The 14239-nt window shown below is 45.1% G+C and carries 10 protein-coding genes and 1 riboswitch; of the genes, 8 read left to right on the forward strand and 2 right to left on the reverse strand.

Annotated features, from left to right (window positions below; genetic code table 11):
• Nucleotides 1-81: 81 nt before the first annotated feature.
• Nucleotides 82-264: riboswitch (cobalamin riboswitch) on the reverse strand.
• A 530-nt stretch (nucleotides 265-794) separates the two neighbouring features.
• Nucleotides 795-2924 carry a hypothetical protein gene (locus LEP1GSC194_RS04245; RefSeq protein WP_020772394.1) on the forward strand — a complete coding sequence of 710 codons (2130 nt, stop codon included), beginning with the start codon at nucleotides 795-797 and terminating at the stop codon, nucleotides 2922-2924.
• Between the two features lie 5 nt (nucleotides 2925-2929).
• Here the strand turns inward: LEP1GSC194_RS04245 and LEP1GSC194_RS04250 are convergent, their stop codons facing one another.
• On the reverse strand, nucleotides 2930-3388 hold the full coding sequence (locus LEP1GSC194_RS04250) for a hypothetical protein (protein ID WP_020772369.1): 459 nt from the start codon (nucleotides 3386-3388) through the stop codon (nucleotides 2930-2932).
• Between the two features lie 150 nt (nucleotides 3389-3538).
• Here LEP1GSC194_RS04250 and LEP1GSC194_RS04255 point away from each other — a divergent pair, with 150 nt between their 5' ends.
• The 7 genes from LEP1GSC194_RS04255 to LEP1GSC194_RS04285 all read left to right on the forward strand — a co-directional run bounded on the left by LEP1GSC194_RS04255 (nucleotide 3539) and on the right by LEP1GSC194_RS04285 (nucleotide 12635).
• Nucleotides 3539-5437: a polysaccharide biosynthesis protein gene (locus tag LEP1GSC194_RS04255; protein ID WP_020772455.1), complete on the forward strand. Its 1899-nt coding sequence runs from the start codon at nucleotides 3539-3541 to the stop codon at nucleotides 5435-5437.
• The gene (locus LEP1GSC194_RS04260; protein ID WP_020772382.1) at nucleotides 5430-5903 is read left to right on the forward strand and encodes a stringent starvation protein B; all 474 of its coding nucleotides are present in this window, start codon (nucleotides 5430-5432) and stop codon (nucleotides 5901-5903) included. Before LEP1GSC194_RS04255 ends, LEP1GSC194_RS04260 begins: the two co-directional genes overlap by 8 nt.
• Complete coding sequence (locus tag LEP1GSC194_RS04265; protein ID WP_020772463.1) at nucleotides 5900-7510, forward strand: membrane protein; 1611 nt, start codon at nucleotides 5900-5902, stop codon at nucleotides 7508-7510. Before LEP1GSC194_RS04260 ends, LEP1GSC194_RS04265 begins: the two co-directional genes overlap by 4 nt.
• Nucleotides 7511-7850: 340 nt before the next feature.
• Complete coding sequence (gene htpX / locus LEP1GSC194_RS04270) at nucleotides 7851-8738, forward strand: protease HtpX (RefSeq protein ID WP_020772423.1); 888 nt, start codon at nucleotides 7851-7853, stop codon at nucleotides 8736-8738.
• Between the two features lie 214 nt (nucleotides 8739-8952).
• The gene (locus tag LEP1GSC194_RS04275; RefSeq protein WP_017808765.1) at nucleotides 8953-9486 is read left to right on the forward strand and encodes an adenine phosphoribosyltransferase; all 534 of its coding nucleotides are present in this window, start codon (nucleotides 8953-8955) and stop codon (nucleotides 9484-9486) included.
• A 39-nt stretch (nucleotides 9487-9525) separates the two neighbouring features.
• Nucleotides 9526-11040 (forward strand): S1C family serine protease, encoded by a 1515-nt coding sequence (locus tag LEP1GSC194_RS04280; RefSeq protein WP_036041328.1) that lies wholly within the window; start codon nucleotides 9526-9528, stop codon nucleotides 11038-11040.
• A gap of 14 nt (nucleotides 11041-11054) precedes the next feature.
• A complete protein-coding gene (locus LEP1GSC194_RS04285; RefSeq protein WP_020772440.1) occupies nucleotides 11055-12635 on the forward strand; it encodes a PDZ domain-containing protein in 1581 nt (526 codons plus the stop codon).
• 363 nt (nucleotides 12636-12998) lie between these two features.
• Here LEP1GSC194_RS04285 and LEP1GSC194_RS04290 read toward each other — a convergent pair whose 3' ends face one another.
• Nucleotides 12999-14231, reverse strand: coding sequence for an AZOBR_p60025 family cell surface glycopolymer formation protein (locus LEP1GSC194_RS04290; RefSeq protein ID WP_086005147.1), 1233 nt, complete (start codon nucleotides 14229-14231; stop codon nucleotides 12999-13001).
• Between the last annotated feature and the right edge of the window lie 8 nt (nucleotides 14232-14239).

Here is a 14239-nt window from a genome sequence, read left to right on the forward strand (position 1 = left end):
TATAAGAGCCGAACACGAACGCGTGTTATACTATATGTTCTATTTAAGTTACGATCGCCTTACTTCCGAGGACGAAACGTATCTCCAGGATTTTCATAGGATCGTATTCTGACTTGAGATCTTCCTACTCGGCATGCCTTCCCAGGTTACCCCAGTGACTTAATATGCCTTTCGTCCCTCTTACAGCGGCGGATACCGTGACGGATTCTAACCGTCTTCCCACCGACGTGAAACATCGATGAATCCCATGAAAATGGACTGTAAGTCCAGCAGTATTCGAGTTGAATTTTTTGGAAAGGATAATTTGAAATTCGAATACAAAAAACAGAATTTTAAAATATTCAAAGAAACGACTATTGATAAACGTATCGTCTGGCGATAAAACGTAATACTAAAGTAATGTGTTTATTATTAACTTGGAATATTCTTAAAAACGATTGATGTGATCTTTGTCGATTGAATGTATTTAATGTTTTGGAACGTTTTAAATCGACAAAGAATTAAAATACGATCCGGCGGAGCCGTTCAACTGTTATATTCGGCGTTTCAATCACAGTAAGAGTAAAAACCTTTTGAAGTTTTTCTAAGTCCAAAACCGAGAAAATTCGTCCGATTTTCAGGTTGAAAGCGGGTTTCATCCGATTTAAAATCAAAACCTGTCCGTTCCCAAACCGGTGCAAGTTGTCGGATACGGTTCGAAGTTTCGAAATGGAATTAATTGCGGGATTCTTGCGACCGAAAAGCGCCTCAAGAATCCTGCTTGACCCTGAAAAAAAGAGATGTATACATTCTGCATGTTCTTTCTAGCGCAAGCGCGTCCCATTCTTATCTGGCCGGAATTTTCTTGGATCCCGGTCATCAACGGGACTATCTTTGTGGCCCTTCTGCTTCTCGCCGGATATTATCTGGAAAGACGTTTTCGCAATTCGATCGAACATCGCGCCGCGCTTAGGGCGAAGATTCTGAAAAAATTACCCCTTGCGTATATGAACGGAAGAGACGTACTTCAGATTCATTCCTTCTTGGATCACGCCGCCGTTTCCGCACTTCAAAAAATCGCGGAGTCACAATCCTGGTTTCAGGAAGTTTTTCTTCCGGAACTCGGGCTTTATCTCGCTTATCAAGGAGAACTTCCCGCTTGGAGAGACGCAATCACATTCAAAAGATTGCAACATCTAGTTCACGATCTCGGTCCTCATCCTAGAAAAATGATTCCGGTCGTATTTTTAACCGATGGGGAGGAAACCTTTCCCGGTTTTTTGTATTCGAGTCCTCCGGGCGCCGATTTTATTCAGAAGTCCCTTCACACAAAGGTATTCACGAAAAGACTCTATCATTCGTTTCCGGTTTCAACGGGAGATAAGATTCACGTTTTGTATTCGAGCGACGATAAGGAATGGATTCGTTTCGATGCGAAAATTCTCAGCTTGAACGGAAGCGACATGGGCATTCAAGTCGAAACGGCTCCCGAAAAAGATCCGGAAAAAACGAGGATCTGGGGCGGAATGCAGATGGGAGGAGCCGGAGGGGTGGAAGACGTCGCTCTTCCGGAAGAATATCAAGGAAGTCTAACGCAGATTTTAAACTACGCTTCGATGAGTCCTTCGACCGCGGCCGAGATTCAAAGAAGGGTGTACGCATTCAGAGAACACCCGGGTCTGGTTCGTAAAGAACATAAACCGGAGGAGATTCACGCCTTTATAGAACTCTATTCCGCTTGTTATGCGAAATACAGATCGGACATCTCGCAGGTTCCGAAACCGGTTCTTCTTTTCTTATATTTTTTTTATATGGACGAGAACCTTCTTTCTACCGCGAGAATCGTCCAACTCTACGGAACTCTGGAAAAGATCCGAAGTCATACGCAAGATCCGCGTACTTCCAATCATAAAATTGCGGTGTACTTATTGCCCGAATGGTTGGGACTGATTCTCTCCGGTAAAAAAAATCCCTCCCGAAATCATCTCGCACAATCCTACGAACAAGTAAGGGCTACGATGATCCGTAAAACGGGAACGGACGAATACGCGGGCGAGAGCGGGATCGAAGACCTGTTGCATCTTCTGGATTGGGAGTTGAGTAATCTTCTTTTCAACGGACTCGTCGGCGTTTCTTCCGATCCGAATCTTGCCTATCCGATTCTTTCCGACGATCAGATGTACGGAGAAACCGACGCGTTCCTGGTCACGCATGAAAAAATAAACGCGGTCGTGGATCACGTTCATAAGATCGACAAACATCTTTTTTACAGACAGATCTCCTTCGAACCGGAGCAAAGTCCCGGCAAACCGGAACTCGCGTTGAAGGAAATTTGGCCCGATTGTATCCTGCTTCCCGTATTCGGAAACAGGGGCGTCCTTTGGCAGGAAATTACTTCCGGACTGACATCGAGAGGACGACTTGTGTTTCCTCAAGTTTTGAACGAAAACATGACCTTGGCGATCACGAGGACTCTCGGAGAGTTTCGATGGGAGATGGAAAGAACGGTTCGAGGAAGAAAGTGGAAGGATTCTTCTCCGCCTTCCCTAACGTCCGAATATTATCTTTATCTGGAAAATTATCGAAAGTCGCCCGCCCTGACTCCCGACGCGAAAAAAGGCGTCGATCAACAACTCCTGAAATATAAGAAAAATCTAAAGGATATGTTCGCTTCGGATTATTCGTATTGGATTCTTTTCGAGTCGTCCGGAAAACTCAGGCTCAATCGAGCGGCCAGGGATATTCTCAATCGATATGTTCCGTTTTCTCCTCCGATACGGACCGAATTGCAAACACACCCGATCCTCAAGGAATCGATGGATTTGTTCGAGGCCAGAAAAAAAAGACTCGTTTCGGGAATCAAAAAAAGATATAACCCCTACTTTCAGGCCGGAAACGTTCCGTTGGAGGTTTCGGAAACGATTCGATTTTTCGAAGAAATGTAAGAATATTATAATAATCTTTCAAAGGCGGAGGTGCGTCGGTCTTTCGTCACGAAAAACTTGGAATGACAAACGGGACAACCGTAGTTTCCGGATGTTTGTGTTTTCAAAAGATGAAAACAAATCGGACAATTGACGAGCACGGGAGAATCTTCGGAGAAATCGGAATCGGCCGCAATCAAATGCGATTTTGCGGATTCCCGATCTTGAAATACCGGAATTTCTTTTTCGCCTTGCGCGGAAATTTCGATCCGCGTCGGCACGGAACAAATCGCAAATTTGGACGCGGGAAAACGTTCGGGAAGTCGGTTTAATATCGAAACTCCCTCTAACGTCGCCGATTCGAGTTCGGATGCGTCGAAAAGAATTTTGCGCGGAGACTCGGACAATTCTTCCAATTTGGAAAGAAGGATCTCTCCCAATTTAAAATCCAAATCTCCTCGGAGGTTGATGATGATTTCTTTCAAGGTGTCCCGAATATAAGAACCGATTTATTCTCCTATTGGAGTGAGGCAAGAAAAGAATTTCTGCAACACATTTTTCGATTCGCCTAAAAATCGGAGTTATCCATTTCAAAAAGATTGGACTTTTAGGAACAAGCGGATTTTATTTCCTACATGCTCGGACAGTGGAATCGAAGAATGTGGATCTTCCCTTTGGATTTGTTATTCATGGGAGCGTCCTATTTTTTGGCGCATTGGATCCGATTCGAATCGTTTGTTTTTCTCGCATCTCCGGAAAGATTTTTCACCTCGTTGATAATCGTCATTACGGTGAGAGCCGGAGTTTTTATTCTCTCCGATATTTACAGATCGATTTGGGTTTATGCTTCGATACACGACCTCGTGGAAATCATCAAGGTCACCTTGCTCTCGTCCCTCATTTCTACCACGGCGCTTTTGTTTTACAACCGATTCGAACAACTTTCCAGAATGGTTCCCGTTTTGGATACTCTCCTCCTTTTAAGTTTTCTTTGCATCCGTAGTTTTTCCTGGAGAGTGTTTCGAGATCAGTACATTCTCAAAAAATCCAAGGAAGAAGGGCTTCCTACTTTGATTTTGGGAGCGGGAAAAGTGGGCGCGACTCTGCTTTCCGAAATTCGCAGACACAACGAGCTCAAACTCAACCCGATCGGATTTTTGGATGATAACGTCCAAAAGATCGGAGCGCATATCCAAGGGATTCCGATTCTTGCGAAGATCGATCAGGCGGAACAGATGATCAATCGTTTCGGAGTCAAACAGGTCATCATCGCAATCACTAACCCGGACGGAAAACTCATCAGTCGGTTGATTCGTTCTTTTGAAAATACGGACGTGAAGTTCAAGATCCTTCCCTCTTTGGGTTCCTTGTTTTTTGATTCTCCCAAATTGAACCAACTCAGGGAGGTTCAGGTGGAGGATCTTCTGGGTCGTCCGGTTGTGGATCTTGAAATCGAATCCATTCGATCTTATCTAAAGGGAAAATCCATTCTCGTTACGGGAGCGGGAGGTTCGATCGGAAGCGAACTTTGCAGACAGGTCGCCGTTTTTGAACCGTCCCGAATTCTTCTTTTGGATTCGGCGGAAACTCCGTTATACGAAATCGAATACGAACTCGGAAAAAAATTACAAGGACAGAACATAGAACTCATACCGATCGTCGCGGATATTAAAAATATTTCCAGAATCAGTTCTATTTTCGAAAGACATTCTCCCCAAGTGGTATTTCACTCGGCGGCTTACAAACACGTTCCGATGATGGAAGTTAATCCGACCGAAGCCGTGATGAATAACGTGCTCGGGACAAAAAACATCGCGGATATATCCAGAATTTCGGGTGTGGAACGATTCGTTCTAATCTCCACGGATAAAGCGGTCAATCCGGTGAACATCATGGGTGCTTCCAAACGCGCGGCGGAATTGTATCTGCAACATATCTCCCGAGAAACAAGAACCAAGTTCATCACGGTTCGATTCGGAAACGTTCTCGGTTCCAACGGTTCCGTGATTCCAAGGTTCAGGGAACAGATCGCAAACGGCGGGCCGGTTACGGTGACTCATCCCGATGTGATTCGTTATTTCATGACGATTCCGGAAGCGACCCAGCTCGTCCTTCAAGCCGGAAGTATGGGAGAATGTGGAGAGATCTTCATTCTTGAGATGGGAGAGCCCGTAAAAATTCTCAACTTGGCGGAAGAAATGATTCGTCTCTGCGGTTTAAGACCTCACGTAGACATTCCGATTCAGTTCACCGGACTCAGACCGGGAGAAAAATTATTCGAGGAACTCCTTCTGGATTTGGAAGGAATCAAAAAAACGCATCATCCTAAGATCAAGATTGCCGCGCCTCTGGAAAATCAGGAAGTGACTACGTTTGTCGCCAGGTTCAACGAATTGCTGACCGCGGGAAGAACCAATAAGGACAAGGATATCTTCTTTGCCTTTAAGGCTCTGGTTCCCGAATACAAGATCCACGGGGATTATTTGAACGAAGCGAACGCGGGAATTTCCGATCAAAACCTGAAGAATGGATAAACGGAATCTGAAAGAAGAAATCCTGGCTCTCAGAAAGTTCAAACGTTCCCTGTTCGATCTTTACTGGGACGGATTCGGGACCTTCTATGTCCACGCCCTCCCCCATAACCGATTGGTCATCGGCAAACGCGGGTTAGTCGGAGAGGAAAAGGAAACCGGAATCGTTCTTGTTTTCGGACCCAAGGGCGGAGTCCGCAACTTGGACGCGGGAGAGGAATGGATCTACGCCGAACTTCAATTCGGTTATATCTGGGAAGAGGTTTTTATACCTTGGGATTGTATATTCCGTTATTTTGATAAAACGCAAACAACGTTGACGAACATGAAAGTTTTTACGACGGAGCAAACGGAGGTTTTCAAGGAACTTTCCTCCGGCGAAAAAACGGCGGATAAAAAAGAGGATTCTACGAAGGGCGATCAGTCCAACGTGATTCAAGTGGATTTCGGGAGTAAATCGAAACAATGAGTCAAAATAAATTCAAATGGTTTGTACCGGGAGATTTGGACGGATTTTTCGGTCTGATGATCGACAATCTGATTCAGATTCTCGTTCTTTCTTTTTTGTTGACCACACTCTGCGGAGTTCCGAGCGACTTTGTCTATAAGGTGATTCTTCCGGGAACCGCGATTTCCCTGTTACTCGGAAATCTGTTTTATTCCTGGCAGGCACATCGTCTGGGCCGCAAAGAAAACAGGACCGACGTCACCGCCCTTCCGTACGGAATCAACACGGTTTCCTTGTTCGCTTTCGTATTCTTTATTATACTTCCCGTATATAAGAAAACCGGCGATTACAAAACCGCCTGGCAGGTGGGGCTCGTTGCGAGTTTTTTTTCGGGTTTGATCGAAATGTCCGGTTCCTTTGTGGCGGAAAAGATCCGTAAGGTGACTCCGAGGGCCGCGCTTCTTTCTTCCCTTGCGGGGATTGCGATCACTTTTATCTCCATGGACTTTTTGGTCCGCACCTTTCAAAATCCTCTGATCGCGTTTTTACCTTTCGGAGTGATTTTACTTCAGTACTTTGCAAGAGTTGTGTTTCCGTTTCGCCTACCGGGCGGGCTTGTGTCCGTTGTTTTAGGAACCGTTCTCGCTTGGTCCGCGGGGAGCTGGGGAAATCCGATCATGGACGGAGCCTTGCTCAGAGGATCTACGAGTCAAATCGGGTTCTACTTTCCCGTTTTATGTATAAGCGATTTGTTTACCGCGTTGGGATTTGCGGATATCTTAGAATACCTCGCGGTTCTGATTCCGATGGGAATTTTTAACGTGATCGGTTCCTTGCAAAACATCGAGTCCGCGGAGGCTTCGGGAGATTCTTTCAACACGAGAGATTCTCTTCTTGCAAACGGAGTTGGAACCGTAGTCGGTTCTTTTTTCGGATCACCGTTTCCGACAACGATTTACATCGGACATCCCGGTTGGAAGGCCCTGGGCGCGAGAGCGGGTTATTCCACTCTCAACGGAGTTTTTATGACGATCGTTGCTTTGTTCGGACTTCTCGCTTTCATCCAGGCATTGATTCCCGTGGAAGCGGGAATGGCGATCGTGCTTTGGATCGGAATCGTGATCGGTTCTCAGGCGTTCGAAGCGACGCCGAGCAGACATGCTCCGGCGGTTGTGATCGGGATTTTACCGGCGCTTGCGGGTTGGGGAGTTTTACTCGTTCAGTCCACCTTCAACTACGCGGACAGATCCATCGCGGGAATTCTGGAGAATGCGGGAGTAAAAGAGACCGCACATCTTTGGATGTCCGACGTTCCTCTTTCTCTTCCGTTTTTACCCTATCCACTGGGAGGACTTTTGAGTTTGTCCCAAGGGTTTTTGATCTCTTCCATGATATGGTCCTCGATCGCGGTGTTTGTCATCGATCGGGATTTTAAAAAGGCTCTCATCACTTGTTGGATCGCTGCACTTCTTGCAGGGACAGGATTTATCCACGGCTTTTCTTTGCGTGGAAACGATATTCTCAATCAGTTCGAACTGGGTTTTAATTCTTTCGTAACCGCATATATTTTATTGGGAATTTTATTTTTGCTGGCTTCTTTTTTTCGAAAAGAACCTAGGAAAGTGTAACTCGGGTCTAAGACTAAAGATAAGATCTTTTATGTCTAAATATGTGAATCAACGGATAACGTTTCCTGCGAAACGACCCATAGGGAGTTTAGCATGAGTTTTGGATTGCGAAACAGAATCGCAGAACTCAACAGAACGCTTCCTATGGGGCGCGGAACTCAACAGAACGCTTCCTATGGGGCGCAGAACTCAACAGAACGCTTCCTATGGGGCGCGTTCTGGGTCTAAAGTGCGTAGAGAACGATAGGATTTTCAACGTCGTCCGTAGAAATGGCGCTTATTGTAAGTTTATAAAATTCAATCTCGCTTCCTATGGACGCGAGATAAGGAGAAACCAAAAATGTGGTTTAAAAGAATTGGGTTGTTTTTACTGACCAATATTCTCGTAGTCGTAACGATTTCCATCGTTACGAGCGTGTTCGGAATCGGTCCGTATCTGGACGCAAACGGAATCAATCTGGGTTCCCTACTCGCGTTCTGTTTCCTCTGGGGAATGGGGGGTGCGTTTGTATCGTTACTTCTGTCCAAGTTTATGGCGAAGATGATGATGGGAGTGAAGATCATCGATCCCAGATCCGCATCCGGAGCGGAAAGAGAATTGTATTCCAGAGTGGAAAGACTTGCGAGAGCCGCAAACCTTCCGATTCCCGACGTGGGAATTTATCATTCTCCGGAAGTAAACGCATTTGCGACCGGACCTTCTAAATCCAGTTCCTTGGTGGCCGTTTCCAGCGGATTGCTTCAAGTTATGGACAACGCGGAAGTGGAAGGTGTGCTCGCGCACGAGTTGGCGCACGTGGCCAACGGAGACATGGTGACCATGACTTTGGTTCAGGGAGTTATTAACGCTTTTGTAATGTTCTTTTCGAGAATCATCAGCTACGCGCTCAGTACGATGGTAAAAGACGAAATGCAATACACGGTACGTCTTGTTTCCAATATCGTTTTAAGCATTCTGTTTAGCATTCTCGGATCGATCGTAGTCGCGTATTTCTCAAGAACCAGAGAATACCGCGCGGATGCAGGCGGAGCAAAACTCGCGGGACGTCAGAATATGATCGCGGCTCTTGAAAAACTAAGACGCACGTTCGACGCGCCCCAAGACGAAAGAGGAGGAGAAGCACTCGCTACGATGAAAATCTCCGGACATAACAAATGGATGGCCCTGTTTTCAACTCACCCGCCGTTGGAAGCGAGAATCGCAGCTCTAAAGAATTCGGGATATTAAGAACTTGTTTCCAAAAATTAAAAACAATGGGATATCATTCCGAATAAATCGGACGTTTTGGAACGGATTCTAAGATTCGTTTCAGACGGAAGATTCAAAATAAGCCCGGTTTTGCCGGGCTTTTCCATATTCGGGATAAAAAAGAATTGTTTGAAATGTCTCTGACTTTTTGAATAGAACCCGTAAATTAAAAATCCCGGGACGTAACACCTAGATGTCTATTGTTAAATCCAAAATCAGAACCATACCGGACTACCCGAAACCCGGAATCCTGTTTCGCGATATTACTTCACTCTTACTCGATCCGGAAGGATTGGCGCTGACTATCGGCACTTTCGTAAACCGTTATCAAGGCAAAGGAATCACAAAGGTGGCGGGAATCGAAGCCAGAGGTTTTCTCACAGGAGCGCCTCTCGCATTCCAGCTCGGAGTCGGTTTTATTCCCATTCGTAAAAAAGGAAAATTACCTTCGGAAACCGTGTCGGAAGAATACGATTTGGAATACGGAAAAGACGTGATCGAAATCCACAAGGATGCGGTCCAACCCGGAGATAAAATTCTTCTGATGGACGATCTGATCGCGACCGGCGGAACCATGATCGCCGCCGTAAAACTTCTCAAAAAACTCGGAGCCGAAATCTACGAAGCCGGAGTTATTATTGATCTTCCGGATTTGGGCGGAGGAAAAAAACTTCGGGAAGAACTGAAAGTTCCGGTTTTCGCGATCTGCGAGTTTGAAGGGCATTAGAAAATTTTAAAATTAGAATATTCTTATTTGGAGGATTCATTGACGGTTAAACTATCCGGTTTTTTTGGAATTTGGACTCGAATCGGTTTGAAAAATGCGATTCTGTTCTTTTCGGTTGGGTCGATGCTTTTTACCCAAACCGGGATTTATGCCGTGGAAAATCCTCTCTCTTTTGACGAACTCCGAAAGGGAGTTGTACAAATCCGGGTTTATTCGCAAGCGGTAAATCCGTTTTCCCCTTGGACGACCGACACGGTTCGGGCCGGATCGGGAACCGGTTTTTTAATCGGAAATAAAAGAATTCTTACCAACGCGCACGTAGTATCCAACGCGAAGTTCGTTCAGGTTCAGAGATATAACCAAACCGAATGGTATGGAGTTAAGATTCTCCATCTCGCGCATGATTGCGATTTGGCGGTTTTGGAAGCGGAAAGTCCCGACTTCTACAAGGACTCAAGAGATTTACAACTCGGAGAAATTCCGGAACTCAATTCTCCACTGATCGTGGTCGGTTATCCGATCGGAGGAAACAAGGTTTCCGTAACGAGAGGGATCGTATCAAGAAAGGATCAATCGGTTTATTCTCACTCCGCAGTCGACAGTCATTTGGTTTTGCAAGTGGACGCCGCGATCAATCCCGGAAATTCGGGAGGTCCCGCGATTCAAGACGACAGAGTCGTAGGTGTTGCGTTTCAAGTGGCGACCAAAGGGGAGAATATCGGTTATCTCATTCCGACCAACGTTATACGCCATTTCCTCACGGATATAGAAGACGGAAAATACGACGGATACGTGGAACTCGGAGTAAGAACTCTCAATTCGTTTAACGTTTCCCTCAGAAAGGCAAAAGGAATTCCCGATCATCTGGAAGGGGTTTTTGTTTCCCGGGTTTTGAAAAACGGTTCCGCCGAAAAGTTTCTAAAGGAAGGGGATTTTCTCACGGAGATCGACGGACAACCGATCGGAAAAAACGGAACCGTCATGCAGGACAGGGACGCGCGAGTGGACTTTGTGGAAATCGTGGACAACAAACACGCGGGAGATAAGATTTCTTTTAAATTGTATCGGAACGGAAAAGAAACCTCCGTTTCTTTTCCGGCGCTTCGTATGCCCGATTTCGATTTTATGAGGAATCAATACGATAAACCTTATGATTTCGAGATGATCGGCGGACTTTTATTTCAAGAAATGTCCCGGGATTTGATCACGAGTTGGGGCCGGGGCGGAAATACTTCCGGCGGAAGCCAGCTTTTATACAGATTCTTTTACTTTATAGAGGACGGACTCAATCGAACCAAAAAGACCGACGTCGTTTTATACCGAAAACTTTCTCATCCGGTCAATTCTTCCTCGGAATATTTTGTGAATCTCGTTTTGGAATCCGTAAACGGAGTTCCCGTTAACGAGTTGAAGGATCTGAAAAAGATTTTAAAAGAATCCAAGGACAAGTATCTCCGTTTGAAATTTTTGGACGTTCAGGTCCCTCTCATTCTGAATCGTGAAGAAGCCGAAAAGGCCGACGAAAAGATCCGTAAAATTTACGGTCTGGAATAGTTAAGGAAATCATAATGTTAAGAATCTGGATCATACCGATAATCGTCTGTTTTTCGTTGGGGATTTACGCGGAGATTTCTTCCTCGGACCTTCTTCTCATTAACAAAAACCGTTCTAAAACGAAAAAGACGAATCCTGATACGGAAAAGAAAGCCGATCTCTTAAAAAAAACTTCGGCCTCCAAAGGAACTCAGGAAATTTATCATAAAAGTATCGTTCAGATCAAAGTCACTTTTCAAGAGCCCGAGTATCATCAACCTTGGAAGAAAAAAACCCCTAGGGTTCGAAGAGGAGTCGGGATGGTCGTGGAAGGAAACCGAGTTTTGATTCCCTATTCCCTTTTACCCGATGCGACTTTGATCGAAGTAAAAAAATATTCTTCCTATTCGGAAATGAAAGCGACCGTCTTTCGGCAGGATCCGGAATCCAATCTCGCTTTACTTCGAGTCGAGAAGAAGAATTTTTTCGACGATCTGATCCCGCTTGAATTCTCCCCCGTTGTAGTTTTTCCCAAACAGGTAAACGTCTATCAACTCGACAACTCCGGTTCGATCCAAACGACCGCCGTGACTTTTTTAAGTATGGATATGGATCAGATGCCTCTCGGTCAGGTCGAACTTCCGATCGTGGATGTAAGTTCCAGCGAAGGTTTAAACGGTTTCGGAGAAGTTGCGATTGAGAACGGAAAAGTATCCGGCATTCTTTACGATTTTACTTCCGGAAAAAATTCGGGGAGAATCATTCCTTCTTTTATCATTCAAAAATTCTTAACTACTCCGGGAGCCAACGTGTTCGGTTACAAGGGATTTCGTTTTCGTCCGATCACGGACGGGGCCGTAAGAAAATATTACGGAATGGAAGAATCAGATTCCGGAATTTTAGTGGCGGACGTGATCCCCGGTTCTTCGGCGAGCGACGTTCTCAAACTGGAAGATATCATTCTCGAGTTCGGCGGTAAGAATGTGGATTCGAAAGGATATATCGAACATCCTTTATATGGTAAACAAGTTCTTTCCTTTTTGGCGCACGCGGGAGATTCTTTCGGATATTCTTTGGGAAAAGAAATCCCGATGCTCGTACAAAGAGATAAGAAAAAAATCCGTTTGAGTATGAAGTTGAAACCCTTCCCATATTCGGCGGTTCGAATTCCGTTTAAAAACATTCCCGCTTCCAACGATTTTGCCGTGGAAGGAGGTTTTGTTTTTCTGGAACTCTCCGAAGCCCTTTTGGAAGAATGGGGAAAGGATTGGAGATCCAGAGTGGATCGTAAACTTCTCTATCTCTACGACTACTACAAGTTTCACGAAAAAGACGGAGACGTAGGAAAGATCGTTCTTCTTTCTCAGGTTCTTCCGGACGAATCCAACAACGGCTTTCACGATCTGAGTTTTAAGATCGTGGAAAAGATCGACGGACAGGACGTGAAGTCGGTTCGGGATTTAAGGCGAAGTATTAGAGAGGGTAAATCCGACTACGCTTTGATGTCTTTGGACGACGGAACCGAGATCGCATTGGATAGAACGAAACTTTCGGAGATCAACGAAAGAATCTACAAAAGTTATAAGATCCGTTTTTCGGAGAACAACGGTAACTAACGTGAATTCGTGGAGAGAGTTTGGGCGAATCCGGCCTTAACAGGCCGGACCGCGCTTGAACTCAATGTTTCTCCCCGTCGAGCGACCCCTAGAAGCGAGACGTTGGACCTCTTTGCGTCACTTTAAACTCATGCAACGCTCTCTATGGATCGCGTTGAGGAAACTCAACACAACGCTTCCTAAGGGGCGCGTTGTGGGTCGAAACATAATGCTCCAATCTGCAAAGCAACATGTTAGCTTATTAGTATATTCCAAAATATTCATTCTTGGAGTCATGTTGCATTGCAGTATTTCCGCTTCAATCGCGTTCGCGTTTGTTATACCGAATTCGCGTTATTTTAACGCGAGTTCGACGGTTGATTCTCATTTCCAGATTTCGTAGGGAAGCGTCGAAGAGATAAACGCAAGTTTGAACAAAAAAATAAAAAATATACTACCTGCGACGATCCAATAAAAACGATCCGCAATGGAATCGTCCTCCAATTTCCAAAGGATTAAAAATGCGATCGAAACCGTGAACATTCTGGAAACGTTTTCGTAGGAAGACCAATACAACACATAACCCGCCGAAAAGACGGAAAACATCACCCAAAAGAAAGCGAATCGCCCTGCGATTCCTTTTTTCCAATTTCCGCTACCGAGAACGAACAAACCGGAAAGAAATAAAAGAAAAATCGGAATTCTTGAAAACTTTTTGGCGAACAGGATTAACCCCGTTTCAAAATTGGGAACTTGCAAAAAAGATAATAAAGAGGGTTGATTGATCTCTCTCCAATAGCCGACAAGACCGTCTAACGGAGCGAAAAAATCCGCAAATCTTGCAGGGGACCAATGCGGAAAGTGTAGCCTTAAAAAGACGGCCCAAAAAGCCGGTAACAACAAGGTCGAAACGATTCCCGTCGCGTTTTTCCACTTCATTTCCGAGAGAGCCTGGATTCCGAGCGGGAAGAGTAAAAAAAGCGCCTGCTCCTTCGTTAAAATCGCAATTCCTCCGAACAAAGAAAACCAGATCCACTTTTCTTTCTTATAAAACCAAAACGTGATCACTAAAAATCCGGTTAGAACCGCGTCGCTGACCAAAAGCGCATAACTTCCCAAAAAGAAAGGGGAAAATAAATAGAAACTCGAATAGATACGATATCTTTCACCGCATAGATCTCTCAGTAAAAACCAGGAGATCAAAATCAAAACGAGATTTAAAAAGTACATTCCGAATACGGTTCCCCAGTTACCGAACCAACCGAAAGCGGAAACTAAAAACGGATAACCGATTCTAGGCGCTCGGATGTTTTCTTCAAAACCCTTGGGCCAGTTTAAATGGAATTCGCTTAACATTCTGGAATAATAATAAAAGATTTGTCCGTCGTAACCGGCTCCTAAATCGCCGTGACGACCTAAGAACACGATCGCGCCCTTGGGAGTTTCTTCCGGGTTTTGAAGAACGAACTGCATTCCGAAATTGATTTGGGAACTCGGGTTCCAGTCGTATCTTTTCCAGATCAAAAGGGAACAAAGAGCGTATAACGCGAAGAACAAAGGAAGGATGACGGAAGGATTTTCGAACCAGGATCGGGTTTTAGAAGGAAACGAACTCAGGTTCGCTT

The organism is Leptospira alstonii serovar Sichuan str. 79601, from assembly GCF_000347175.1.
Taxonomy (GTDB): Bacteria; Spirochaetota; Leptospiria; order Leptospirales; family Leptospiraceae; genus Leptospira; species Leptospira alstonii.

Bases quoted from the DNA above. Each gene is read 5' to 3' on its own strand.
- LEP1GSC194_RS04260 (WP_020772382.1), top strand. From the start codon at position 5,430: ATGGATAAACGGAATCTGAAAGAAGAAATCCTGGCTCTCAGAAAGTTC.
- LEP1GSC194_RS04255 (WP_020772455.1), top strand. From the start codon at position 3,539: ATGCTCGGACAGTGGAATCGAAGAATGTGGATCTTCCCTTTGGATTTG.
- LEP1GSC194_RS04265 (WP_020772463.1), top strand. From the start codon at position 5,900: ATGAGTCAAAATAAATTCAAATGGTTTGTACCGGGAGATTTGGACGGA.
- LEP1GSC194_RS04285 (WP_020772440.1), top strand. From the start codon at position 11,055: ATGTTAAGAATCTGGATCATACCGATAATCGTCTGTTTTTCGTTGGGG.
- LEP1GSC194_RS04245 (WP_020772394.1), top strand. From the start codon at position 795: ATGTTCTTTCTAGCGCAAGCGCGTCCCATTCTTATCTGGCCGGAATTT.
- LEP1GSC194_RS04275 (WP_017808765.1), top strand. From the start codon at position 8,953: ATGTCTATTGTTAAATCCAAAATCAGAACCATACCGGACTACCCGAAA.
- htpX (WP_020772423.1), top strand. From the start codon at position 7,851: ATGTGGTTTAAAAGAATTGGGTTGTTTTTACTGACCAATATTCTCGTA.